The organism is Prevotella sp. P4-119 (genome assembly GCF_002251345.1).
Taxonomy (GTDB): Bacteria; Bacteroidota; Bacteroidia; order Bacteroidales; family Bacteroidaceae; genus Prevotella.
The window spans coordinates 17156-42336 of the sequence record NZ_NPJB01000006.1 but is presented as its reverse complement, the minus strand read 5'-3'; the positions used below and the strand labels follow the sequence as shown (position 1 = coordinate 42336).

At 46.8% G+C, this 25181-nt stretch carries 20 protein-coding genes and 1 tRNA gene; 6 read left to right on the top strand and 15 right to left on the bottom strand.

Features of this window, described 5'->3' with window-relative positions:
* Positions 1–332 (top strand): transposase (locus tag CIK89_RS00740; RefSeq protein WP_144007309.1); only part of this gene is annotated, 332 nt, incomplete at its 5' end.
* 94 nt (positions 333–426) lie between these two features.
* Here CIK89_RS00740 and CIK89_RS00735 read toward each other — a convergent pair.
* The 13 genes from CIK89_RS00735 to lptB all read right to left on the bottom strand — a co-directional run bounded on the left by CIK89_RS00735 (position 427) and on the right by lptB (position 17445).
* A tRNA-Val gene (locus tag CIK89_RS00735) sits at positions 427–504 on the bottom strand.
* A 55-nt stretch (positions 505–559) separates the two neighbouring features.
* Complete coding sequence (locus CIK89_RS00730) at positions 560–1738, bottom strand: OmpA family protein (RefSeq protein WP_094389519.1); 1179 nt, start codon at positions 1736–1738, stop codon at positions 560–562.
* Positions 1739–1901: 163 nt separating this feature from the next.
* The gene (gene mutL, locus CIK89_RS00725; protein ID WP_094389518.1) at positions 1902–3764 is read right to left on the bottom strand and encodes a DNA mismatch repair endonuclease MutL; all 1863 of its coding nucleotides are present in this window, start codon (positions 3762–3764) and stop codon (positions 1902–1904) included.
* A complete protein-coding gene (locus CIK89_RS00720; RefSeq protein WP_094389517.1) occupies positions 3761–5407 on the bottom strand; it encodes an OstA-like protein in 1647 nt (548 codons plus the stop codon). The genes mutL and CIK89_RS00720 overlap by 4 nt, the downstream gene beginning before the upstream one ends.
* The gene (locus CIK89_RS00715) at positions 5404–6777 is read right to left on the bottom strand and encodes a peptidylprolyl isomerase (protein WP_094389516.1); all 1374 of its coding nucleotides are present in this window, start codon (positions 6775–6777) and stop codon (positions 5404–5406) included. Before CIK89_RS00715 ends, CIK89_RS00720 begins: the two co-directional genes overlap by 4 nt.
* Positions 6774–7931: a peptidylprolyl isomerase gene (locus CIK89_RS00710; RefSeq protein WP_094389515.1), complete on the bottom strand. Its 1158-nt coding sequence runs from the start codon at positions 7929–7931 to the stop codon at positions 6774–6776. Before CIK89_RS00710 ends, CIK89_RS00715 begins: the two co-directional genes overlap by 4 nt.
* Before the next feature lies 1 nt (position 7932).
* Entirely contained in the window at positions 7933–9414 is a 1482-nt protein-coding gene (gene guaB / locus CIK89_RS00705; RefSeq protein WP_094389514.1) for an IMP dehydrogenase, read from the bottom strand.
* A gap of 123 nt (positions 9415–9537) precedes the next feature.
* Positions 9538–10593: a hypothetical protein gene (locus CIK89_RS00700; RefSeq protein ID WP_144007312.1), complete on the bottom strand. Its 1056-nt coding sequence runs from the start codon at positions 10591–10593 to the stop codon at positions 9538–9540.
* A gap of 14 nt (positions 10594–10607) precedes the next feature.
* Positions 10608–12788 (bottom strand): DNA helicase RecQ, encoded by a 2181-nt coding sequence (gene recQ / locus CIK89_RS00695; protein ID WP_094389512.1) that lies wholly within the window; start codon positions 12786–12788, stop codon positions 10608–10610.
* 8 nt (positions 12789–12796) lie between these two features.
* Entirely contained in the window at positions 12797–14011 is a 1215-nt protein-coding gene (gene clpX / locus CIK89_RS00690; protein WP_094389511.1) for an ATP-dependent Clp protease ATP-binding subunit ClpX, read from the bottom strand.
* Entirely contained in the window at positions 14008–14676 is a 669-nt protein-coding gene (gene clpP, locus CIK89_RS00685; RefSeq protein ID WP_094389526.1) for an ATP-dependent Clp endopeptidase proteolytic subunit ClpP, read from the bottom strand. Before clpP ends, clpX begins: the two co-directional genes overlap by 4 nt.
* Before the next feature lie 123 nt (positions 14677–14799).
* Entirely contained in the window at positions 14800–16164 is a 1365-nt protein-coding gene (gene tig, locus CIK89_RS00680; RefSeq protein WP_094389510.1) for a trigger factor, read from the bottom strand.
* Positions 16165–16620: 456 nt separating this feature from the next.
* Positions 16621–17445, bottom strand: coding sequence for an LPS export ABC transporter ATP-binding protein (gene lptB, locus CIK89_RS00675; protein WP_094389525.1), 825 nt, complete (start codon positions 17443–17445; stop codon positions 16621–16623).
* A gap of 113 nt (positions 17446–17558) precedes the next feature.
* Between lptB and CIK89_RS00670 the strand changes: the two genes are divergently transcribed.
* The 3 genes from CIK89_RS00670 (at position 17559) to CIK89_RS00660 (ending at position 20968) form a co-directional block, all read left to right on the top strand.
* Positions 17559–18308: an ABC transporter permease gene (locus tag CIK89_RS00670; protein ID WP_094389509.1), complete on the top strand. Its 750-nt coding sequence runs from the start codon at positions 17559–17561 to the stop codon at positions 18306–18308.
* A 42-nt stretch (positions 18309–18350) separates the two neighbouring features.
* On the top strand, positions 18351–19124 hold the full coding sequence (locus CIK89_RS00665) for an ABC transporter ATP-binding protein (RefSeq protein ID WP_094389508.1): 774 nt from the start codon (positions 18351–18353) through the stop codon (positions 19122–19124).
* A 122-nt stretch (positions 19125–19246) separates the two neighbouring features.
* Positions 19247–20968: a glycoside hydrolase family 9 protein gene (locus CIK89_RS00660; protein WP_254046575.1), complete on the top strand. Its 1722-nt coding sequence runs from the start codon at positions 19247–19249 to the stop codon at positions 20966–20968.
* A 131-nt stretch (positions 20969–21099) separates the two neighbouring features.
* Here the strand turns inward: CIK89_RS00660 and CIK89_RS00655 are convergent, their stop codons facing one another.
* A complete protein-coding gene (locus CIK89_RS00655) occupies positions 21100–22032 on the bottom strand; it encodes a DMT family transporter (RefSeq protein WP_094389507.1) in 933 nt (310 codons plus the stop codon).
* Between the two features lie 256 nt (positions 22033–22288).
* Between CIK89_RS00655 and CIK89_RS00650 the strand changes: the two genes are divergently transcribed.
* Together CIK89_RS00650 and CIK89_RS00645 are read left to right on the top strand one after the other, a co-directional pair.
* Positions 22289–23125: an AAA family ATPase gene (locus CIK89_RS00650; protein ID WP_094389523.1), complete on the top strand. Its 837-nt coding sequence runs from the start codon at positions 22289–22291 to the stop codon at positions 23123–23125.
* Positions 23122–24168, top strand: coding sequence for a DUF4435 domain-containing protein (locus tag CIK89_RS00645; RefSeq protein WP_094389506.1), 1047 nt, complete (start codon positions 23122–23124; stop codon positions 24166–24168). Before CIK89_RS00650 ends, CIK89_RS00645 begins: the two co-directional genes overlap by 4 nt.
* Positions 24169–24192: 24 nt before the next feature.
* On the opposite strand, the gene CIK89_RS00640 is transcribed toward CIK89_RS00645, so the two are convergent.
* Positions 24193–25149, bottom strand: a complete 957-nt coding sequence (locus tag CIK89_RS00640; protein WP_094389505.1) for a type I phosphomannose isomerase catalytic subunit — start codon at positions 25147–25149, stop codon at positions 24193–24195.
* Positions 25150–25181 lie beyond the last annotated feature (32 nt).

Here is a 25181-nt window from a genome sequence, read left to right as displayed (position 1 = left end):
AACTATATCCTGACCTGCAGAAGGCGTATTCGCTCTCTCATTCACTGAGGATGATCTTTGCCAAGAACACCATCAAGGATGCTGCCAGGCTCTCTATGGCCAAATGGTACAACAAGGTCGAAGAGGCTGGATTCCATTCCTTCAACGTTATTGCGGCTACGTTCTACGAGCACTATGATGACATACTCAACTTCTACAATAACAGGTCGTCTAACGCAGCAGCAGAGTCTTTCAACGCCAAAGTCAAGTCCTTCAGGGCAGCACTAAGGGGAATTAGGGATGAGAAATTCTTTCTCTACAGACTTTCCATGATATACGCTTACCCCCACTAATTATCTACTGAGCCAGGATATAATCATCATGGTCAATAGGAAGCAACAGGCAGAAGAAAAAAAGAAAATCGGATTCCAAAAGATTGGAATCCGATGGTGGGCGCTGAGGGATTCGAACCCCCGACCCTCTGCTTGTAAGGCAGATGCTCTAAACCAGCTGAGCTAAGCGCCCTTAAAAATCCCGGAGGGTGAAAACCTCCGGGATTGAAGTCTATCGTTGGTTGAAATTATTTGATTTCAACAGTAGCACGACGGTTGTAAGATACAGGTGAGAGAGTATTAACACCACCAGCACTAACAACTTCGATGTTGTCGCGGCTTACGCCCATGTTAACGAGAGCGTCAGCAACGGTCTGAGCACGCTTCTCAGAAAGGTTCTTGTTGAATGCAACGCTACCAGTCTTGCTATCAGCGTAACCAGTTACAACGATCTTAGCGTTGTTAGCCTTTGCTGCGTCAGCAACAGCCTTAACATTCTGGAGGTCCTTCTTAGAAGCAACCTTAGCCTTACCAATGTTGAAGAATACTGATACAGGAGCTGAAACCACCTTAGTAACTGCTGATACAGGAGCTACAGACTGCTGCTTCTGCTCTGCGAGCATATCCTTCAGACGGTTGTTCTCTGACTGAGCGTCAGCAAGCTGAGCGTTCAGAGCATCGATCTGACCCTGTGAGAGAGCCTTGATAGCCTCTACGTCTGGAGTCTTGTTGAAGGTTGCCTTACCAAGGTTGTAGGTCAAACCAACTTCAACGTTCAGAGTACGGTCGTGGTTAGCTACGAGACCCTTGAATGAACGAGCGTCGTAAGGTTTAGCACCGGGGAGCGAACCCTCGAAACCATCGTAGTCTGAAGTACCAAGCATGTAGTTAACGTCGAGGTTAACAGCCCACTTGTTGTTGATCTTGAATTCGTTCAGGATACCGATACCTGCTACAGGAGCATAGCAGTTAGCGCTCATGTTACGGTTAACACCTACGCTTGCGTAAGGAATGAAGTCCCAAACACGGCTCTCGTTGTAACCCAGCAACATGTTGCTGAGGTTAAACATTACCTGCTCGCTGAGAGTCCAGTATTTGTTAGCATTGGTTTTCTTGTTCTCAGAAACGACTGTACGACCCCAAGCACCGTTGAACTTAGTGCGGAGACCGAGACCAGGAGTGAACCACTTACCAACAGCTACAGAGAAGCCAAGGTTGTTGCGGAAACCCTTGAGAGGGCTCTTTGAGAAATTGTTACCTACTTCCTGGTTACCCCAAAATGCAGTACCAGCAACGTTAGCCTGTACGAACCAGTTGCTCCAGAATGAATTAGTAGAAACGCTGAACTTTTCAGTAGGATCAGCATTCTGTGCCATTGAGGCAGCAGAAACACCGGCAAAAGCCAGTACCATTAATAACTTTTTCATACCTATTTAATTAAATATACGTTATATACTTCTATGAATTGTTGTGCAAAATTAAACATTTATTTTGAATCCACAAACTTTTTTATTAGTATTTTGAGTTTTTTGTTGCAAAAATTGATATTTTTTTAGTCTTTCCCCCATTTCCGCCTTACATTATTATATATTAGCCCAAAAGTTGCTCTATATCGCGCTGGGGGAGAATGCACAGTATGGCTTTGCCATCAGGGGTATAATTGACATTGGAACAGGCGAACAATTGATTGACAACTGCCTCCATTTCCTCATTGCTCAACACCTGTCCTTGCGGTATGGCAGCATGGCGCGCCATGCTCAGCGCGAGGGCGGCATGGATGGCATCGGTCTGAGTAGCACCTTTTTCTATAGCATCACTTACCATGTCGCATAGCAATTGCACGCTGTCGAGACCTTCAAGACCGGCGGGAATGGCATTGATGGCATAGGAATACTGTCCCAGATCGGAGAGTTCAAAACCTATAGCTTCCAGTTCGGGCAGTATCTTTTGGAGCATGACAGCATCGGAGGGTGAGAAACGTGCCACTTCAGGAAAGAGCACGCGCTGGCTTGATGCCTGATGGGTGCGCAACTGTTCCATATATTGCTCATAACGAATTCGCACGTCAGCACGATACTGGTCGATTATCATCAGTCCCGATTTGACAGCAGTCATGATAAATCTGCCTTTGTACTGATAGTGCATCGGCGACTTGTCTTCGATGACAGCACGACTGCCCTGTCCTTCAAGTTCCTGTGTCCCGTGTGTAATCTTGTTGGAAGTGATCAGTTCTTCGGCATCATCCTGCGATGTTGGGAAAAGTTCTGGAGCAACAGGTTTCTGTGTAGGCAGATTGCCATAGAGCTGTTCCCATCCTTCCATTCTTGTCGGTTTGGCTGTTTGCTGACGGAATGGATTATAGTCAGGATTAAAGTTCAGAGAGGGTGGAGCCACCTGTTCATCGGGATTGAATACCGGGATATCAGGGCGTCCTTCGGTGTCAAAGTCTATCTGTGTGAGTTCGCAGAACTTGCCGATAGCATCCTTTACCGCAGCGGTAAGAATCTGCCAAATGGCTTGTTCGTTATCAAACTTGATTTCTGTCTTTGTCGGATGGATATTTACATCTATGTCGGCGGGGTTAACTTCGAAATAGATAAAATAGGGTACCTGCATGCCTATAGGCACTAAGCGTTCGTAAGCCTGCATGACTGCCTTATGGAAATAAGGATGCTTCATGAAGCGGCCATTGACAAAAAAGTAGTTGTGGGCACCTTTTTTGCGCGCAGACTCAGGTTTCCCCACATAGCCCGAAACTTTGCAGATGGCAGTTTCTACCTCCAAGGGCAACACATCCTGACTATAGCGTTTGCCAAAGACATCGCTGATACGCTGGCGTACAGAGCCTGCACGAAGGTTCATCAGCTCTTGTCCGTTACTATGGAGTGTGAAGTTGATATCAGGATATACCAATACTATACGCTCAAAAGCGGTGAGGATATTGCTAAGTTCGGTAGCGTTGGTCTTCAAAAACTTGCGGCGGGCAGGCACATTATAGAAAAGATTGTCAACCTTGAAATTGCTTCCCACTGGGCAGCTGACCGACTCCTGTCCTTCTACTTTTGAACCGTAGATGGTAAGACAAGTACCCAGTTCGTCGGCTGCAGTACGAGTACGCAGTTCTACCTGAGACACGGCAGCAATCGAAGGGAGTGCCTCGCCACGAAATCCCATGGTGGTTAGCGCAAAGAGGTCGTCGGCCTTGCGAATCTTCGAAGTGGCATGACGCTCAAAAGCGAGACGTGCATCGGTTTCAGACATGCCTTTACCATCATCGACAACCTGTATCGACGTGCGACCGGCATCAACCACCAGTACACTAATGGTGTGTGCACCGGCATCTACCGCATTTTCTACAAGTTCCTTGATGACCGATGCCGGACGCTGAATAACCTCTCCGGCTGCAATCTGGTTGGCCACAGAATCTGGCAGCAACTGTATTACATCACTCATTTCGGTCCTCCTTCCGCCTTCTTTACCGAGGCAGGTGCTGTGCGATGCACTTGCTCTTTCAACTCCTGTCCTTCTTTCTTTCCGCGCCAGTTGAAGATGTCGTCGCGGTTGAGTGGACGGATATAATCAAACCAAGCATAGCCTGGCAAGAAATATTTCGAAGGTGGTATCTGCGTCATGGGATAGAGCACTCCTGTTGGTTTCTCCATCCATATCTTCTTCATCTTGCGTTTTTCAAGGAACATACGCAGTTTGGGTGTCTCGGTATAGTTGAGTCCTATTAGGGTGCTGTCGGAATCATCCATCGGATAATAAACGATCAGCACATTACCCGTAGCATTGGTTTCATACACTTCACCCTTGTTGAAGAGTGCCATCATCTCTTTCGACGACACTTGGTTGAAGTGTACCGAATCGGCAAGTTGTTCTACAGAGAATGCCTGTCCCACCACATGTACATGGTCGATGGTAGAGTCTTTCATATAGGCACGTATCTCCTCACCAAAGAGTTGTTGGCCGTTGTTCCATACGATAGGGTCACGATACATCGTCATACATGAATCTTGGGAATTATACACCAACGAGTCACATACCGCCTGCACATCGACACGATAGGCGCGCACCTTATTGTAGGCATGGATTTTACGATAGACCGAGTCGGTATTGATATTGAACGTAAACACCTTGAAGGTATCGGCATGCATATAAAGAGAATCGCGCTGCGAATAATCGATAGCAACAGCACGCTTGGTGGTCATGGCATAGCCCGTCTCTTCATTGTATTCACAATAGTCGCCAGTCATCTTGTTTTTATTGACGGAATCAACATAGACTACATTACTATAGGCATGGCTGAGTCCGTTCTTACTGTCGTAATAAACGCTATCGCCCACCAACGAGCGGCCTTTATCTTTCATGACCGAACGACCAAACAGTTCTGACATCTCGGTCTTGGTATTGTAGTAGCCGTCCTCACTATAGATATGACTACTGCCCGATGTTATATTCGACGGTCCCACGATATGTGCACGTGAGAGACGGGTATCGTAGAAGAGAGAATCGGTTGTCAGATAGAACTTCTTGTTGCGCAGGCGTACATCATAATAAAACATCGCCATCTTCGAGTCGGTATGGTACTCACCCCAATCGCTGGTCAGCGTAGAACCGTTATCCACGAGTTTTCCACCTTCGAAGAAGTTGCCGAAACTATACATGCGGTCATAATCCAAACTATCGGTATAGAGTGTTGTCTTGCGATGTTTCAGCACCACATTATATCGCGCTTGTGCAATCTGCTCGTTACCATCATAGTAAGCATAGTCGCTGGTAAGGCTCAGCGTGTCGCCCTGCACCATGCGCACATGACCGAAAGCTTCGAAAGAGTTGGTCTGCTGGAAGAAATTGGCACTGTCGCAATAAAGATTGGCGCCAACATGACGAAAATGAACATGTCCCGTAAGGACCTGGGCATCACCATTCTGATACTGGTTATAACGCAGTTCGTCGGCATGTACCAGATAAACGCGCTTGTCGGGAGCCGTTCTATGATTTTTTGCTGTACGTTTACGCACAGGTTGCATAGCACCTATCAGGCCAATACCCAACAGGCAAAGCATAAAGATGGCAACAGCACGGAGTTTCATCGTATCCAACCCTGATATTCGAAATCACAATCCCGATAACGGTCATTGATACGGACGTAGGTGTTTTTGATCTTTTCCACCACCCACTGATGAATCTTCTCTTGGCGCAATTTCTCCAGCACAACATTCTTCATCACCTGAAAATCTTCAGTAATGGTGGCTTTATGACCTTCGCTACGATTCTTCAGTTTGACGATGGCACATACTGTACGACCGTTTTTCATCATCTGGAATGGTTTGGTAACTTCCCCGATCTTCAATCCATCGATGGCACGAGCCACTTCAGCAGGAAGATCTTGCAGTTGGAAACGTGAAGTACGTGTGCCCATGTCATCGTGGAACATCACACCTTTGTTGTTACGGGTATCTTTATCGTCAGAGAGCACAGAGGCAGCCTGATCAAAGGTAAACTTCGCATCAGCAATATCGGTACGCAGAGAATCGAGTTGGCTCAACGACTTCTCAATAGCCTCGTTACTAACAACAGGGCGACGGAGAATATGGCGAACATTGGCTTTCTCACCACGTTTCTCTATCAACTGGATAATATGGAATCCAAATTCAGACTCCACAATCTTCGAGACTTTCTTCGGATCAGTCAGGTTGAAAGCCACAGCAGCAAAGGCTGGATCGAGTTCCATACGCGACATGAATCCCAGTTCACCACCACGACGTGCACTTCCTGGGTCTTCAGAATAGAGACGTGCCAGCGTTTGGAACGAAGCATCGCCACGGTTGATACGGTCAGTATAGTCGCGGAGTTCACCTTTCACACGGTTGATCTCTTCCTGTGACACACGAGGAGTTTGTGTGATAATCTGCACTTCCACCTCGGTGGGAACAAAAGGAATACTGTCTGTTGGCATATCCTTGAAGTAGCGGCGCACTTCTGCAGGGGTCACGGCAATATCCTTGACCAGTTGCTGCTTCATTTCCTCTACCATTTGGTTTTCACGATAAGAGTCACGCAGTTCGTTGCGAATCTGTGTCATCGTCTTTTTGTGATACTCTTCCAACTTCTCACGAGATCCGACAACAGAAATCATATAGTCTATCTGGCGGTCAACACCTGCACTAATCTGTGCATCGGTCACCTCGATACTGTCGATGGCAGCCTGATGCAAGAACAGTTTCTGTACAGCTATCTGTTCGGGAATGGCACAGTCAGGATTGCCTGTCCAATGCACTCCCTGCTGCAGGGCCTGCATGCGCATGGCTTCGACATCTGACTTCAGGATAGCCTCATCGCCCACAACCCAGATGACTTCATCTACTGTGCTTTGCGCATTGATACTGTCTTTGTCAGTTTTTGCCTGCATGGCTGTACTTGCCAATGCCAGCATAGCAAATAATATACTGCGAATGCTCATATTCTGTGATGTTTGTTTATTGTTTTTAATACATCTTTATTTATTGTAACCGGATATTTTTCCTTCAAATCTGATATCCAGTGTTTCTCCATTTCAGTACACAAATCGGCTACCACCTGTTCTTCTACTTCAACATAGCTTTTAGGCTTGAAACCTTTCCTGCGATACTTCTTCTTGTTTTTCTTGAAATACCGAGCCATAGCAGTCTTGTCGGTAGCTGCCTGCCGGGCAAGCGATTTCTCTGACAACACGCAGAGCAGTAATCCTTCATAGATGTCGTCAGAAACTGTGGGTAGCGATGCGGTCGTCATTGGTGAAATGGGGCTATTGCCCATATTCGATTCCCGTTCTGCTGATGGCAGACTCGCTTGAATCGGCGATGACGAGATGCCACGCACCATAGACAGCCTTTTCTGTTCTGCTGCCTGCCATTGTTGCAGTTCTGCAAACTTATCGGCAGTTCGTCTGTCGTTAAGCAACAGGATATGATAACCATCGGCAGTAAGGAATGGGCGGCTATAGGTTCCTGGTTGAAGTGTGAAGGCATTGTCTTCCATCTCCTTAAGCAACTGGTTGCGACCATACCATCCCATCAGTCCGCCATTTGCAGCAGAGGCTTTATCCTGTGATACTTGTCGAGCCAACACAGCGAAATCAGCACCTTGTCGCAAAGCATTATAGATGGAGTCTGCCCGTTTGATGGCTTGTTGTAATTCATAACGTTGTCCACGCTGGCGCACCTTCAGATAAATATGCGACAAGCAGACCACTTCGTTATTCATCCCATTGCCGCAGCTTTGGGCTATCCGCCTAAGGTCTTCTCCGGTCAAACTACCAGAGGCATTTGCGGTTGTCGATGCAGGCAGACTGTTAGTCGCACAAGCGGCAAGCATGCTTTTAAACATCGACGTTGTGTCAAGGCGCGACTCCCTGGCAGCCTTTACTCTCAACTTATAGTTGATATAAGACTCCAGAAAGTCATCGACCTTACACGGCGCACCAACACGGGCGCCACATATTTTACTATATGCTTGTACAAACTCCGAACGTTTCACGGCAGTTTCACCCACCATCAGAAGCGTAGGGTCATTCTGTGCCCGCACCATCATGGTGCTTGGCAGCAACATGAGTGCAAGCAACAGTCTTTGTATCATCTTAATCGTTGGGGCGTGAATAGTTTGGAGCCTCACTTGTAATGGTGATATCGTGTGGATGGCTCTCGTTCACACCAGCATTGGTGATGCGAGTGAACTTAGCATCATGCAATTTCTCGATAGTTGGAGCACCGCAATAGCCCATACCAGAACGCAGTCCACCTACCATCTGATAGATAACTTCCTGTACAGTTCCCTTATAAGGAACGCGTCCGGCAATTCCCTCTGGTACAAGTTTCTTGGTATCTTTGGTATCTGCCTGGAAGTAACGGTCCTTAGATCCGTGTTCCATGGCTTCGAGTGAACCCATACCACGATAGCTCTTAAACTTACGGCCATTATAGATAATAGTGTCGCCAGGGCTTTCTTCTGTACCTGCTACCAGCGAACCAATCATCACGCAAGAACCACCGGCTGCCAATGCCTTAACGATATCGCCAGAATAGCGGAGACCACCGTCAGCAATCAAAGGTACACCTGTGCCCTGCAAGGCCTGATAAACATCATATACTGCGCTCAACTGGGGTACGCCGACACCTGCGACAACACGTGTGGTACAGATGGAACCCGGACCGATACCGACCTTAACAGCATCTGCGCCATTCTCCACCAACATTTTGGCGGCAGCTCCGGTAGCGATATTACCTACTACGATGTCAATATTGGGGAACGAAGCCTTAGCCTCGCGCAGTTTTTCGATAACGCTCTTAGAATGTCCATGGGCAGTATCAATCACAATGGCGTCAACACCAGCATTGACAAGTGCCTGCATACGGTCGAGGGTATCAACGGTAACACCTACACCTGCAGCTACACGCAGACGACCTTTATCATCTTTGCAAGCCATGGGTTTATCCTTTGCCTTGGTAATATCCTTATAAGTAATGAGGCCTACCAAGTGGTTGTCTTTATCAACAACGGGGAGTTTCTCAATCTTATTTTCCTGCAGGATTTGTGCAGCAGCAATCAAGTCGGTTTGTTGGTGGGTTGTCACCAGATTCTCTTTCGACATCACCTCGTCGATAGTACGATCCAAGCGACGTTCAAAGCGCAGGTCACGATTGGTCACGATACCTACGAGATAATTGTTTTCATCTACAACAGGAATACCACCGATATGATATTCAGCCATCAAGGCCAAGGCATCCTGCACCGTAGATCCACGACGGATGGTAACAGGATCATAGATCATACCGTTCTCAGCACGCTTGACGATAGCCACCTCGCGAGCTTGGTTATCTATCGACATGTTTTTGTGGATAACACCGATACCGCCTTCACGTGCAATGGCAATCGCCATCTGACTTTCGGTCACGGTATCCATAGCTGCTGTCACGAAAGGAACATTCAGCTGGATGTTACGCGAGAACTTGGTTTTCAACTCTACCGTCTTAGGCAACACTTCCGAATAAGCGGGAATCAGGAGGACGTCGTCAAATGTAAGGCCGTCCATCACAATTTTGTCTGCAATAAATGATGACATAAATAACTCCTTAAAATTTTATTGCGTGCAAAATTACTCATTTTTTCCGATACCTACAAGCGTTTCACCGATTATTAATACGATTTAACGCAGTATAGTATCAATCGTTGAAATGAGTAAGTATCAGCGCACTCGTACAACAACCTGGCCGTTTTTGTTTGTGGCAACGGCAATCTTCACACGTCCTTGCTGATAGTTGACCTTATCGGTTGTGGTATAACCGTAAGTCTGCAAGTTGCAACGTACCGCATCGAGGTCATCGTTGGCAGTAATGACAAATGCCGTATAGTTTTTCTTAGAACGCGTGAAAACCACATTTGAGTGATAATCGCCAATGGTCAGGGTGGCCTGTGGCGACTTCATCTGGTTCATCTTACCAATCGAATAATCATAGGATGCCAAGAGAGTCTTGGCTGACACTAAGGTGCGGTTTTTGGTCAGGAAGAATACCAATCCCACCAGATCGGTATGTTTCAGCGGTTCTGCCAATCCGTTTGTCAAGACGCGTGGCTTGGCTTCGTATTCACGGTCTTCCATTTCCTGATAGGCCATCGCATAAGCCTTTGCGTCGTCTATGGTAATACCGATAGTATATGACTGTCCCACTCCCGAACTCTCATAATGGAGTGTGGTGGTTCCCAGTCTGCTGATGATGGTATAGGCCTCGCCTCCCCGATCCACATATCCTTGTCCATATACTTTGGCAAGTTGTTGTTTGAGATGCAGGAAGCGTCCTTGCACATCCTTTTTGGTAGGATAGACAGCAACTCCCTCCACATCAACGGCAAATACCCGTTCGGTGTCTTCTGAAGTATAAAGTGTTACGCGAGCTTTTGCACCATACACGTCTCCTTCATAGACATAAGTCTTTGCCGTTTGTTTTCCCTCGGCTTTACGTTCCGTAAATCCTTGTTCCAACAGTTGTTTTTCAAAGCGTTCAGCCTTGATTCCCAATGGTATTCCGAGGAAAGCGTTGCGGTTGTTGGAATTATCGGCAAAGGTTGTCACATCGGCAAGTGCCTGTTGGGCATCGTCGTCAATACCGTCTTTTCCCACTTTAGCTTTCCGCTCTGTACGCGCTTTTTTCTTAAACATTTTCTTTAAGAACTGCGCATCAGCAGGCTGCGCCATCAGCAATAGTGCAGCCAGAGCCATAAGATATGTCGTTGTCCTTTTCATAACCATTGGCAGTATTAGTTGGCCATTTCGCTAATAAACTTGATGCGCACCAGTCTGATTTCATCTTCCGAGCACTCAGAACCCAGTTCGTCAATAGCCGCATCGAGCGAGTCTGTATCGCTTTCAGCAAAATAGTCATAAATATCGTCAATATGGTCTTCGTCCATCACCTCATCGAGGAAATAGTCGATATTCAGTCGTGTACCACTATATACGATAGCCTCCACCTCGTCGAGCAGTTCGCTAAAGTCCAAGCCTTGTGCATTGGCAATATCGTCAAGCGCCACTTGTCTGTCGATGGCCTGAATGATTTTCACTTTCAGCATCGACTTCTTAGCAACGGTACGCACGCGCAGGTCAGCCTGTCGTGTGATGTCGTTCTCTTTACAGTATTTGGCGATCAGATCTACGAACTCCTTTGCATAAGGCTGTTTCACCTTTCCTTCTCCTACACCTTGTATGTTTTTGAGTTCTTCCAACGTGATAGGATAATCGGTAGCCATCTGTTCGATGCTTACATCCTGGAATATCACATAAGGTGGACGCTCCATTTTCTTGGCAACCTTTTTGCGCAAGTCCTTCAGCATGATGCTGAGCGTAGGATCGAGCGCAGTCATAGTTCCATCGTGTTCCGAAGCGTTCTCGTAGTCTTCGTCAAAGTCTTTATCCTCTACAATCATAAATGATTCTGGTTTCTTTAAGAATTTCTTTCCGGCAGCTGTTATTTTCAGCAAGCCATAGTTTTCCACATCTTTCTTTATGAATCCTGCTATCAGAGCCTGCCTGATAACGGGATTCCACAATTTCTCATCCATATCCTCGCCCGCACCAAACAGTTCGTTGTTTTGATGCTTATGCGCCAATATCTCCTCTGTTTCCTTTCCGGTAATAAAGTCGATGACATAGTCAGAACGGAAGTTTTCCTTGATGGTAATCACCGTATTAAGCAGGATTACCAGCTGTTCCTGTGCCTCTATCTTGGTTTTCGGATGCAGACAGTTGTCACAGTTCTGACAGTTGTCCTTGGGATATATTTCACCGAAATAATGGAGTAGCATCTTGCGTCGGCACACAGAAGTCTCGGCATAGGCTGCTGTTTCCTGCAACAGTTGTCTGCCAATATCCTGTTCTGCCACGGGTTTGCCTTCCATAAACTTATCCAGCTTCTGCAAGTCTTTTTTCGAATAGAAAGCGATGCAGACGCCTTCTCCTCCGTCTCGACCTGCGCGTCCAGTTTCCTGATAGTATCCTTCCAACGACTTAGGGATGTCGTAATGGATGACAAAGCGGACATCTGGCTTATCGATACCCATTCCGAAGGCTATCGTAGCCACGATAACATCTGTTTTTTCCATCAAGAAGTCATCCTGCGTCTGCGAGCGCAAAGCCGATTCAAGTCCGGCATGATAAGCCTGTGCCTTGATATCGTTGGCGCGTAGGATTTCCGCCAATTCTTCTACTTTCTTGCGCGAGAGACAATAGATGATGCCGCTTTTACCTGGATGTTGTTTAATGAACTTAATGATGTCCTTATCCACATCCTTGGTTTTGTTTCTTACCTCATAATAGAGGTTCGGGCGGTTGAACGAGCTTTTGAATTCTGTAGCATCGCTCATGCCGAGATTCTTCTTGATATCAGTACGCACTTTGTCTGTTGCCGTAGCGGTAAGTGCGATGAGGGGTGCCTCACCAATCTGGTTGATGATGGGTCGTATGCGACGGTATTCGGGTCGGAAGTCGTGACCCCATTCGGAGATACAGTGGGCTTCGTCTATTGCATAGAAAGAAATCTTTGTCTTTTTGAGAAAGTTGACATTATCCTCTTTGGTCAACGATTCCGGTGCCACATAGAGCAGTTTAGTCTTTCCGGAACGAATGTCGGCCTTCACCTGGTCTATCGCTGCTTTGTTGAGCGATGAGTTGAGATAATGTGCGGTACCCTCTTCACTCATCATACTGATGGCATCCACTTGATTTTTCATCAGAGCTATCAATGGTGAGATGACAATCGCTGTTCCTTCCATCAGCAGGGAAGGCAATTGGTAGCAAAGGGATTTGCCACCTCCTGTAGGCATCAGCACAAAGGTATCGTTGCCATCCAGTAGATTTTGGATGATGCGCTCTTGGTCACCTTTAAATTGGCTGAAGCCAAAAAACTGTTTGAGTGCTTGGGTAAGATTAACTTTCATTGCAATAGGCTTAATTACTGTAAATGCGATTTATCGAGTTGCTGTTGTGCGTACTCTGCAGTCACTTCAAAGGATTTGGCGCGTTTGGAAGGCACTTCAAACATGGCGTCCATCATAATAGACTCCACGATAGAGCGTAGTCCACGTGCACCGAGTTTGTACTCCATCGCCTTATCGACGATGAGTTTGAGGGCTTCTGGGGCAAATGTCAGTTTGATGCCGTCCATATCAAACAGTTTCTCATACTGCTTGATGATGGAGTTTTTGGGTTCCACCAATATTTTCTCCAGCGCGTCGCGATCGAGCGGATTGAGATAAGTCAGCACCGGCAGACGTCCGATGATTTCCGGAATCAGTCCGAACGATTTCAAGTCTTGGGGCAGAATATACTTCATCAGGTCGCCCTTGTCTATCTTGCGTACATTCTGTACCGAGTTGTAACCCACGACATGGGTATTGAGTCGTTGCGCAATCTTGCGTTCAATGCCGTCGAAGGCTCCTCCACATATAAAGAGGATATTGCGAGTATCCACATGGATGTATTCCTGGTCAGGATGTTTGCGTCCGCCCTGTGGTGGCACGTTAACCATTGTTCCCTCCAACAGTTTGAGCAGTCCCTGTTGCACACCTTCGCCACTCACGTCGCGTGTGATGCTGGGGTTGTCGCTCTTTCTGGCAATTTTATCTATCTCGTCGATAAAGACAATACCACGCTCGGCAGCCTCCACGTTATAGTCAGCCACTTGCAGCAGGCGTGAGAGGATACTCTCTACATCCTCGCCCACATAGCCGGCTTCGGTAAATACGGTAGCATCGACGATGGTAAAGGGGACGTCAAGCAGTTTGGCGATGGTGCGTGCCAGCAAGGTCTTACCGGTTCCGGTAGATCCCACCATGATGATGTTGCTTTTCTCGATTTCGACTCCGTTCTCATCTACAGGCTGTTGCAGTCGTTTGTAGTGGTTATATACTGCTACGGAGAGGAAGCGTTTGGCCTCATCCTGACCTATAATATATTCATCGAGATACTTTTTTATCTCTTTGGGTTTAGGAACTTTCTTGAGTTCCGGAACGGCTTGTTTTTTTTTCGCGTCCTTATCGAATCCGTTAGCCTGCAACACCTGATAGGCCTGAGTCACGCAGTCGCTACAGATACATCCATGGAGACCTGTTATCAACAGGGGGACTTCACGTTCGGTGCGTCCGCAGAAATTACATTGTTTCTTCATGCCTTTCTGACCAGTATTTCATCTATCATACCATACTCTTTGGCCTCTTCTGCTGTCATCCAGTAGTTACGGTCAGAATCGTTCCACACCTTATCAAATGGTGTGTGTGAATGGTTGGAGATGATGGTATAGAGTTCTTTCTTGAATTTCATGATTTCTCTGGCCTCGATTTCAATATCCGATGCCTGTCCCTGTACTCCACCCAGTGGCTGATGAATCATCACACGGCTATGGGGAAGCGCCGAGCGTTTGCCTTCTGCTCCAGCCACGAGCAACACGGCTGCCATTGATGCTGCCATACCTGTGCAGATGGTGGCTACGTCGGAAGTAATAAACTGCATGGTGTCGTAGATGCCGAGGCCTGCTGTTACGCTTCCGCCTGGTGAGTTGAGGTAGATACTGATATCCTTGCCGCTATCTACTGAGTCGAGATAGAGCAGCTGTGCCTGTAGTGTATTGGCAGTATAGTCGTCAATCTGTGTACCGAGGAAGATGATGCGATCCATCATCAGTCGTGAGAACACGTCCATCTGGGTAACGTTCAGTTGACGTTCTTCCAAGATATAGGGGTTCAGATACTGTGCCTGTGCGCTCACTACTTCGTCGAGTACGAGACCGTTAATACCTAAATGCTTAGTAGCATATTTTCTAAAATCGTTGTTCATCATTCTTTGGTTTTGAAACAAAAAAGCGAGGTTACCAACCCTTTTTGCGTATATTATAAATACAAAATTACGAAAAAAGTTGGTAACCTCGCAATATTCATGAGGTTTTTTTCTTAAAAATGCTTATTTCTCTTGCAGCATCTTCTGAAAGTCTTCCATTGAAATCTCTTTCTCGTTGAGTTTAACAACATTCTTCAGAGCGTCGATGAGCTTCAGGTCAACGGCACGATCTACGAGTCCATCTACGTTTTCACGCTTTTTCAGCATCTCTGTAGCGTAGTTGTCGAGATATTCCTCTGGAATATTTGCCATTCCGTATTGTGCGAACTGTGCGCGAGCGGCCTCCTTGGCTACATTCTTGATGTCTGCATCGTCAACCTTGATGTTCTGAGCGGCAACGAGCTGCTCTTTGATAAGGTGCCATTCGAGTTCGTTGATGCTGGCCTCGAAGTTTTTTTCTACAAACTCCTCGCCCTTGTCCTTGTTGTTATTGAACATCACGCGCTTGAGCAGAGCCTCTGGGAATTCGAGCTTACCAACCTTCTTCTCCATGTGCTTGCGTACGTCGAGCAGGAACTTATAGTCTGAATCAGACTTGAACTGCTCGCTAATCTGCTCGCTAATCTTCTGACGGAATTCTTTTTCGTCTTTCACATTACCCTCGCCGAAAACCTGATCGAAGAGTGTCTGATTAACCTCTGCCTTTGTGAAGCGTGAGATTTCAGTTACCTGATAGGTAAAGTCTCCTGTGTGCTGAGCAACTTCCTCTTTCTTGATTTTGAGGAGAGAAGAAACCTCTGCGTCGTTTTCAGGATAGGCCTGACGGGGATTCCAAGTGATGATGTCGCCCAGTTTAGCACCATCGAAAAGCTTCTTCTGGTCTTCTACCTTGATGTACTGAGGCATTAGAGAAACGTCGGCAATGGTAATTCCATTTTCCTTAACGTTTCCGTTCTCGTCGAGTTCGCGCAGGTCGCCCTTGAGCAAATCGCGCTGTTCTGCGTCATACTGCTCTGCCTTCTCGTAGTTACCAGAACGCTGCTGATACATTTCCACCTGCTGGTCGATCAGTTTGTCGTCAACGGTGATGTTGTAGTAGTCAACTTTATCCTTGCCAGAGAGGGCTGCCTTGAATTCGGGAGCTACGGCAATATCGAACATGAACTCCAATGGCTCATCGCTTTCGAAGTTGAGTTCCTTCTGTTTGTCGCTGTTGAGGGGTTCGCCGAGCATCTGTATTTTGTTTTCGCGAACATACTTGTAGAGTTCCTCACCCAACATTTTGTTTACCACGTCAACCTTAACGGCAGTACCATACTGACGTTTGATCATACCCATAGGAGTCTGACCAGGGCGGAATCCGGGTACATTAGCGCGTTTGCGATAATCTTTCAGAGTCTTCTCGACTTCTGCTTGATAGTCTTCTTTCTCCAATACGATGGTCATCAAACCATTGATTTTGTCAGGAGCTTCAAATGAAATATTCATCTCTTCTTATACCTTATTTAATTATTATATGCAGTTTTGAGCGTGCAAAGTTACGAATAAGTGAGCAGAATACAAAAGAAAATCGAATTTTTCTTTGGATTATCGAACGAAAGTAACTAAGAGGCGTAAGCCTCAGAGTTACGAATAAGTGAGCAGAATACAAAGGAAAATCGAATTTTTCTTTGGATTATCGAACTGACGAGCGAAGTTTCTCCCACTATCTTCCCATCATCCTCCCATAGTTTTCCGCAAATAATGGGACTTACTTGGGACTTACTTGGGATCTCCCCATAAAGCAACAAACCGACATCCCGAAGGCATCCCGCAGGCATCCCGAAGGAAATACGTGAGTTTTATTGATCAAATACCCACCGAACACCTGTCAAACATCGGTCGTTGGAAAGAAAGTGGAGAATGTTGTTCTAAGATTTTGCCAAACCTCAGGCATGAAGGGTTTCATCTATTCTCTTCGTCTTCCTCCATTTCCTTTCGGCGTTTGGCTTCTGCCATCTCTTGGAAGTTCTTCTTTTTCAGTTCGAAGTTGGTACCCAGATATTTCTCTTTCACCACAGGATTGACCGCCAATTCTTCAGGACTACCTTGAAAGAGAATGCGACCTTCGAAGAGCAGATAGGCACGGTCGGTAATGTTAAGAGTTTCGTGCACATTATGGTCGGTTATCAGAATACCAATGTTGCGATATTTCAGTTGCCAAACTATCTGCTGAATATCTTCCACGGCAATAGGGTCAACGCCGGCAAACGGTTCGTCGAGCATGATGAATTTGGGCTCAATAGCTAAGCAACGAGCAATCTCCGTACGGCGTCGCTCACCACCAGAAAGCTGGTCACCCTTATTCTTTCTCACCTTTCCAAGGCGAAACTCCTTGATCAGGCTTTCAAGTTTTTCGAGCTGATAGTCACGTGGTTTGCCCGTCATTTCCAATACCGAGAGAATATTGTCCTCTACCGACATCTTGCGAAACACAGATGCCTCCTGTGCCAAATAGCCGATACCGGCACGAGCACGCTTATAGACAGGATAGTCTGTCACCTCCTCGTCGCCGAGATAGATGTGTCCGCCATTGGGAACAACCAATCCGGTTGTCATATAGAACGATGTGGTTTTGCCGGCTCCGTTAGGACCCAACAGTCCTACAATTTCACCTTGTTTCACATCGAAACTCACATCGCTCACCACGGTGCGCTTGCCATATTGTTTGACCAGACCCTCGGTGCGCAACACCAACTGTTCCGGCTTATTGTTCGTAATTTCGTCCATTGCCATGTATCTTTTCATGTGCAAAGGTAGTGTAAACTGCGTGAATTTCAAAGAAAAACTTGTTTTTTCTCTCAGTTTACACTACCTTTGCATTCAATTAAGCATATTATCCTATGAAACTATTACACAACTGGCTGACACATTTCGGCCAATTCATCATATTGATGGGGCGCACTTTTTCGCGTCCAGAGCGGATGCGTATGTTCTTCAAGGAATATACGAAAGAGATGGCGCAACTGGGCATCAACTCCATCGGCATCGTACTGCTGATCTCTTTCTTCATCGGAGCTGTCATCTGTATCCAGATGAAACTCAACATCCAGAGTCCATGGATGCCCCGATGGGTCAGCGGCTACACCACTCGTGAGATTATGTTGCTGGAGTTCTCATCAAGCATCATGTGTCTGATACTGGCGGGAAAAGTCGGATCAAACATCGCATCGGAGATTGGCACGATGCGCGTCACCCAACAGATTGACGCACTCGACATCATGGGTGTAAACTCAGCATGCTACCTCATCCTGCCCAAGATTCTCGGCATGGTGACCATCATGCCGCTATTGGTCATCTTCTCATCAGCAATGGGTATCATAGGTGCTTACGGTACAGCATACATAGCCCACATACTCCCACCCGACGACCTCACACTGGGACTGCAACACGATTTCCAACCATGGTTCGTATGGATGAGCATCATCAAGAGCTTGTTCTTCGCCTTCATCATATCGGCAGTACCCTCCTATTTCGGCTACAACGTAGAAGGCGGTTCGGTCAATGTGGGCAAAGCCTCAACAGACGCTGTCGTGTCGTCGAGTGTACTCATCCTATGTTCCGATGTATTCCTTACCCAACTGCTCTCATGAGCCTAACCACAATATTTCCAACATTCCAATACACTTGCAACAATGATTGAGGTAAAAGACCTATATAAGAGTTTCGACGATAAAGAGGTACTGAAAGGTATCAATACCATATTTGAAGATGGAAAAACCAATCTGATTATCGGTCAGAGCGGTAGCGGAAAAACGGTATTGATGAAAAATCTGGTGGGACTGCTTGAACCTACGAGTGGACAAGTGCTATACGATGGAAGAGACTTCGTACAGATGTCGAAACAGGAAAAGGTGATGATGCGCCGAGAAATGGGCATGATTTTCCAAAGTGCTGCACTATTCGACTCACTCACAGTACTGGAAAACGTGATGTTCCCACTCGATATGTTCTCGCCCATGACACTTCACGAACGCACACAACGTGCACGCGAATGTCTCGACCGTGTCAATCTGATTGGCGCTGAAAAAAAATATCCCGGTGAAATCTCAGGAGGTATGCAGAAACGAGTTGCCATCGCACGAGCTATCGCACTCAACCCACGCTACCTCTTCTGCGACGAACCAAACTCTGGTCTCGACCCTAAGACATCATTGGTCATCGACGACCTACTCCACTCCATTACCCATGAATTTGGCATTACCACCATCATCAATACACACGACATGAACTCCGTGACAACCATCGGCGAAAACATACTTTTCATCTACGAAGGTCACAAAGAGTGGCAGGGAGTTTCGGCAGACATCATGCAATCTACCAATAAGCGACTGACCGATTTCATCTTTGCCAGCGATCTGCTCAAAGAGATGCGATCACTCGTCAACGAGCATCGGGCTAAACAGTAACCATCTGCCCTACTGTTGCACACAGCATCAACAGCATGCCCCCCATAAAGCACATCCACCTTATTATATATAAGGAAAACATAAAAATTCATTTCCAATACTATTCATAACCAAAACTTAAAATGATGAAAAAAACACTATTGACACTCGTGGCAGCAAGCGCACTCACAGCTACGGCACAAAATCCCATCAAGGTCAATCAAGTGGGCTATTATGTCAATGAATCCAAAGTTGCCGTTGTTGAACCAACGGGAAAAAGCAGCAACTTTATTCTGAAAGACCACAACGGACGCAAAGTGTGGAGCGGAAAAGCCGTACGAACACTCAAGTCCCCCTTCAACAACAAAGTGCGACAGGTTGTAGATTTCTCTACCGTAACAAAACCAGGCACCTACACCCTGACTGCAGGTAAGAACAAACAAACCATCAACATCGCCGAACATCCATACAACGAGGCGCTGAAGGCTGCCATCAAGGCCTTCTATCTACAGCGCACAGGAACGGACATCGAAGCTAAATACGCTGGAGCTTTTGCCCGAAAAGCAGCTCATCCCGACACTCGAGTTCTCATACACCCATCGGCAGCATCACCCAAGCGCCCTGCCGGAACGGTCATTTCCTCGCCAAAAGGTTGGTATGATGCTGGCGACTACAATAAATATATCGTCAACTCTGGATTCACCATCGGCCTGATGTTACAAGCTTACCAGTTAAACAAAGAACATTTCGAACAGATCGATACGCAAATTCCAGAATCAAACAACAACGTGCCCGACCTCTTGGACGAAATCATGTACAATCTGGAATGGATGCTGACCATGCAGGATCCCGACGACGGAGGTGTCTATCACAAACTGACCACTCCCAATTTCGAAGCATTCGTCATGCCTGTGGATTGCAAACAAGACCGCTATGTGGTGCAAAAGAGCACGCAGGCAGCACTCGACTTTGCTGCTACAATGGCACTCGCAGCACGTATCTACAAGGATTATCCACAATATCAACCATTCTGCAAGATAGCTGCCAACGCTGCACAACGTGCATACGCATGGGCTGTGAGATTCCCCAAAAACTACTATACACAGCAAGACAACAACAGCAAGTATGACCCTGACGTCAACACAGGAACATACGATGACAACGATGCAGACGATGAATTCTTCTGGGCAGCTACAGAAATGTATCTCACAACAGGAGAACAAGGATTCCTTGAACAGGCTCGAGCCTTCGCTCCCAAACAGTTCACCCTGCCCACATGGGGCAACGTTGCCGGACTGGGCATCTTCCAATGGCTCAATCAGGAACTGCTACAAACTAAAGAGGCTGGAAAACTCAAGACTTGCTGCATGAAGAAATCACTCAAGACATTCTGTGACGAAGATATCAAGGCGCTCGCCACATCACCCTTCTACTCTATCTTCGGCAACAGCGCATCCGATTTTATTTGGGGAAGCAACTCTGAAAAATGTGCAGGACGAGGTATTGCACAGATGTACCAATACGCCCTTACCAAAGACAATACCAACCGCAAAGCTGCCATCACCACTATCGACCACATCTTCGGACGCAATGCCACGGGCTATTGCTATCTGACTGGCTTTGGCACACAGCGCGTCATGCATCCTCACCAGCGTATTTCGGCAGCCGACGGCATTGAAGAACCCCTGCCGGGATTTCTCGCAGGAGGTGCTAATAGTGGTCAACAGGATGCAAAGAATGTGCCTGCTTACCCATCGTCATCACCCGATGAATCATACCAAGATCACGAAGGCAGTTACGCTTCCAATGAAATTGCCATCAACTGGAATGCTTATCTCGTTGCCCTACTTGGTTTCTTGAAATAAGACAAACAGCTTCTATCATACAAGCGCACACCCAAGAATAATAGGTGTGCGCTTATATTTTTTCAAATCTTAAGGTCGGGAATATGCTGAAAAACGGCAAACCGATTTCCTATCGGTCAAACAAGATAGAATCAAACGTTCTTTTTCTCCTGACGTTCCTCTTCTATATCCTTGCGCGACTTTGACTTAACCACCAGCCAAACACCGCTGAACACCAGCACCACAGCCAAAACATGAGTTAGCTTCATCGTACTAATACCCATGATGAGTGAAGCCGCAACAGCCACAATAGGTTGCACATAGTTATAGACCGACACCACCGTGGGACGCAACGTGCGCTGACCTATCATGGTCAGAATATAACAGAAGAACGTGCCACACACCACAACATAACCCACTTCTATCCAGGTCAGCAACGGAATAGGCTGGCTGATTACCCCATAGACATGGTAAGAACTAAGCGGGAGAAGCATCAGCGTAGCCCATGAGAACATATACTTGTTGACCGTAAACACATTATAACGCTTGATGAGCGGATTGAATAACGATAAATAAAGGGCAAACGAGAACTGCGCAAACAAGCAAAGCAAATCGCCACGTATATCTCCAACACGTGCGTCAGCATGAGCTGCCGAACTCAGAATAAGAATCAAAGCACCGCTGCATCCCATCAACACTCCTAACGCCTTCTTGCCGGTAATGGGTTCACGCAGGATAAGTGCCGCCAATATCATGGCAAAGATAGGCATCGACGTAGTGACGATGCTCGCATTAATAGGTGAAGTGATGCTCAGTCCGATAGTAAAACAACATTGATTGAATAGCAAACCCGTAAGAGCTGCACCGATAAACATCAGACGGTCACGCCATGGCACCTGCTCTTTCGGAGCAAACAACGAAGCAATCCAAAACAGCAGACATGCTCCTGCCACACGAAAGCTAACCATCGTAATACCATCAAATCCATGGAGCATTGCATCTTTGCCTACTGGCGACATTAATCCCCAACCCGCACAAGCTCCAAACATGGCGAGATGGGCTATTAAGGCTTTACTTGTTTTCATGCGGCAAAAGTACTATAATCTGCCGGAATAATGAAACAGAAAGGATAAAATTAGAATCTGAATGGATAAAATTACCTAAAAACAAGACTTTTTTCCACAAACATCGAGTGCGAATTTGGAAATTTTCACGAATTACACTATCTTTGCAACAGATAGCCACCCAACAAACCACATAGGTTTGAAAGCATGAAATAACGCTTCTATAAGCATTAACTTAGTGGCAGACATAATAGTGACAGACATAAAACTTAAGACTATGCAGAAGTATGCAGACTATATCAAAACGATAGAGATCGATGCTCTTTGGAGTGGCAAGAAACACATTGTCTGGGACCTCGATCCGAAAGTCAATGTCCTCAGCGGCATCAACGGCGTGGGCAAATCCACCATTCTCAACAAGGTGGTAAGAAGCGTTGGGGTAAACGGCGATATTGTCAACCATCTGTTGAAAGGCGTACATCTGACTACCGCACCCGAAGATGCCACACATATCCGCTTTGACTTGATTCGTTCACTCGACAGCAACCTCTCGCAGACATTCTCCGAGAGTGAGGGATTCATACACCAAGCCTTGTCAGTACTGGCTGGCGTAGGGGGCGGTTCACTACTCGATCTGCAACTCTACCAGCTTCAACGCAAATATCTCGACTATCAGGTGAACATCGGCAACCGTATTATCGAAGCCCTGCAACGGGGCGATGCCCACATGGCTCAGCAGTTGTCAGAACCTAAAAAGCGTTTCCAAGACATGGTTGATGAACTCTTTGCCGAAACAGGTAAGAAGATGGTACGCAAAGAGAATGAAATTCGTTTCACACAGATTGGCGAGACGCTACTGCCTTACCAGTTGTCGAGCGGTGAGAAGCAGATGCTTGTCATCCTACTCACCGTACTTGTAGAGGACCATCAGCCCTATGTGCTCTTCATGGATGAACCAGAAGTGTCGCTACACATCGAATGGCAGAAACGCCTCATCGAGCTCATCGTAGAGCTTAACCCGAATGTTCAGATCATACTCACCACCCACTCACCTGCCGTCATCATGAGCGGATGGTTGGATAAGGTGACAGAGGTCAGCGATATTACGGTATGAGCAGCAGACTGACAGATCATATCAACAGCCAGTATTTCGAAGCCGCCAACAGGCTGACATCGAAACAAGCACGTAGGCGCATTGTGGCTTACGTGGAGAGTTACGATGATATTTATTTCTGGCGGACGGTGCTCAGTCGCTATGAAAATGAGCAACGCTACTTTGAAGTGATGTTGCCCTCACACCGCAAACTGGAACGTGGGAAGAAGTCGGTGCTGATGAATTTTGTAGAAGGACATGTGGGCGAAGACATGATAGCTTGCGTTGATGCTGACTACGACTACCTTATGCAAGGCCGCACTCCTCAGTCGAAAAAGATATTGGAAAGCCCATACGTGTTCCACACCTATGCTTATGCTATAGAGAATATGCAGTGTTATGCGCCATCGCTCCATGAAGTTTGTGTGGCAGTAACCCTCAACGACCATCGTATTTTCGATTTCGAAGATTATTTCCAGCAGTACAGCCAAGCCATCTTTCCACTCTTCGTTTGGTCGGTATGGGCTTATCGCACCGGCAACCACAACCGTTTCTCGCTTACCGATTTTTCAAGAGTTACTGACCCTGGAGGCTTCAGCGTAGGACATCCACAAACCTCTATCGACCATCTGCGCCGTAAGGTTACTTCGCGCGTTCACCTCTTACAGAATCAATTCCCAGGCAATAAGGTTCAATACCTTCAGACCAAAGAAGACATCAAGGCATTGGGAATTACTCCCGACACTACTTATCTCTATATTCAGGGCCACTCGCTCTTCGACAATGTGGTGGTGCCCATACTCACTAAAGTGTGCAATCGACTGCGGCAGGAGCGACAGGATGAGATCATGCGCACTTCCTGTCACCATACCCAACGTAAAAACGAGATGTCCTGCTACGAACACTCGTTGCAGGACATCCGTCAGATGTTAAAGAAGAATACAGGGTGTCAGGTCTCACAACCATTCCTTCGGTTGCTTGCCGATCTGTCGGCTTATCTCGATGCGTCATCTGCTACAACCGACGATAGCGACTCCCCGAATCCCGATATAATGCAATCCTGATATTCAGGAGCACACTTTCTTTGCTCAAGAGAGCACGTAGGTTTCCAAGAATTTGATAGTTCCCTCGCTACGCACCTCATTGGCGGTGGCAGGTACCAATACAGTTTCTCCTTCGCGAAACGGCATATTCTCGCCATCAACAGTCAGCGTACCCTCACCCTTCATGCCTATCAAGATGACAAACGAGTCGAGTTCGCTGTAATCAATGGTCATGGGTTCGTCCAAATCATAGACAGCAGTATTGAAATAAGGACACTCTACCAGCAGTTCCCCCTCGTTTTTGCGTGCCTCATAGCGTGTACGATAGTCGGGAAGCACCGTATAATCAATACTCTCCGAAGCCTCTTGGGTGTGTAGCTGACGGTAGTTTCCGTCTTTATCCTTTCGCTTAAAATCATAAATACGGTAAGTCACATCGCTGGTCTGCTGTATTTCAGCCAGGAAACATCCGGCGCCAATGGCATGGATGCGTCCCGCAGGAATGAAGAAACAGTCGCCTTCCTTGACAGGATATTGCGCCAATGCATCACAGATAGTATCATTAGCCACCATCACTTTATACTGTTCTGGTGTGATTTGCATCTTCAGTCCATTATAGAGTTTGGCCTCTGGTGCAGAATCCATCACAAACCACATTTCGGTTTTACCGCGACTCTTGCCTTGGCGATGGGCTATTTCATCGGTGGGATGCACTTGGATAGAGAGGTCCTGTCGTGCATCGATAAACTTGATGAGTAATGGGAATTCGGTACCGAAACGCTCGTAGTTGGCCTTTCCCACGAGTTTCTCCTTCATATCATTCACCAATTGATTGAGCGAACGTCCGTCACCCACGGCTATGGTTTCATTATCCTTCACTCCCGAAATCTCCCAGCTCTCGCCAACGTTATCCATTTTTGCGTCGAGATGCTTGAAGGGAATGATGCGGTCGCCACCCCAGAGTGTCTGTTTGAGCAGCGGTTGAAATTTGAATGCTTTCATTTTTTCTCTCGTTAATATAAGTTCTTTAGGGT

Coding starts and splice junctions, on each gene's coding strand:
- CIK89_RS00640 (WP_094389505.1), bottom strand. CDS start 25,149: ATGAAAGCATTCAAATTTCAACCGCTGCTCAAACAGACACTCTGGGGT.
- tig (WP_094389510.1), bottom strand. CDS start 16,164: ATGAATATTTCATTTGAAGCTCCTGACAAAATCAATGGTTTGATGACC.
- guaB (WP_094389514.1), bottom strand. CDS start 9,414: ATGTCATCATTTATTGCAGACAAAATTGTGATGGACGGCCTTACATTT.
- CIK89_RS00670 (WP_094389509.1), top strand. CDS start 17,559: ATGAAACTATTACACAACTGGCTGACACATTTCGGCCAATTCATCATA.
- clpP (WP_094389526.1), bottom strand. CDS start 14,676: ATGAACAACGATTTTAGAAAATATGCTACTAAGCATTTAGGTATTAAC.
- CIK89_RS00710 (WP_094389515.1), bottom strand. CDS start 7,931: ATGATACAAAGACTGTTGCTTGCACTCATGTTGCTGCCAAGCACCATG.
- lptB (WP_094389525.1), bottom strand. CDS start 17,445: ATGGACGAAATTACGAACAATAAGCCGGAACAGTTGGTGTTGCGCACC.
- CIK89_RS00655 (WP_094389507.1), bottom strand. CDS start 22,032: ATGAAAACAAGTAAAGCCTTAATAGCCCATCTCGCCATGTTTGGAGCT.
- CIK89_RS00700 (WP_144007312.1), bottom strand. CDS start 10,593: ATGAAAAGGACAACGACATATCTTATGGCTCTGGCTGCACTATTGCTG.
- mutL (WP_094389518.1), bottom strand. CDS start 3,764: ATGAGTGATGTAATACAGTTGCTGCCAGATTCTGTGGCCAACCAGATT.
- CIK89_RS00730 (WP_094389519.1), bottom strand. CDS start 1,738: ATGAAAAAGTTATTAATGGTACTGGCTTTTGCCGGTGTTTCTGCTGCC.
- CIK89_RS00720 (WP_094389517.1), bottom strand. CDS start 5,407: ATGAAACTCCGTGCTGTTGCCATCTTTATGCTTTGCCTGTTGGGTATT.
- CIK89_RS00665 (WP_094389508.1), top strand. CDS start 18,351: ATGATTGAGGTAAAAGACCTATATAAGAGTTTCGACGATAAAGAGGTA.
- clpX (WP_094389511.1), bottom strand. CDS start 14,011: ATGAAGAAACAATGTAATTTCTGCGGACGCACCGAACGTGAAGTCCCC.
- CIK89_RS00660 (WP_254046575.1), top strand. CDS start 19,247: ATGATGAAAAAAACACTATTGACACTCGTGGCAGCAAGCGCACTCACA.
- CIK89_RS00650 (WP_094389523.1), top strand. CDS start 22,289: ATGCAGAAGTATGCAGACTATATCAAAACGATAGAGATCGATGCTCTT.
- CIK89_RS00715 (WP_094389516.1), bottom strand. CDS start 6,777: ATGAGCATTCGCAGTATATTATTTGCTATGCTGGCATTGGCAAGTACA.
- CIK89_RS00645 (WP_094389506.1), top strand. CDS start 23,122: ATGAGCAGCAGACTGACAGATCATATCAACAGCCAGTATTTCGAAGCC.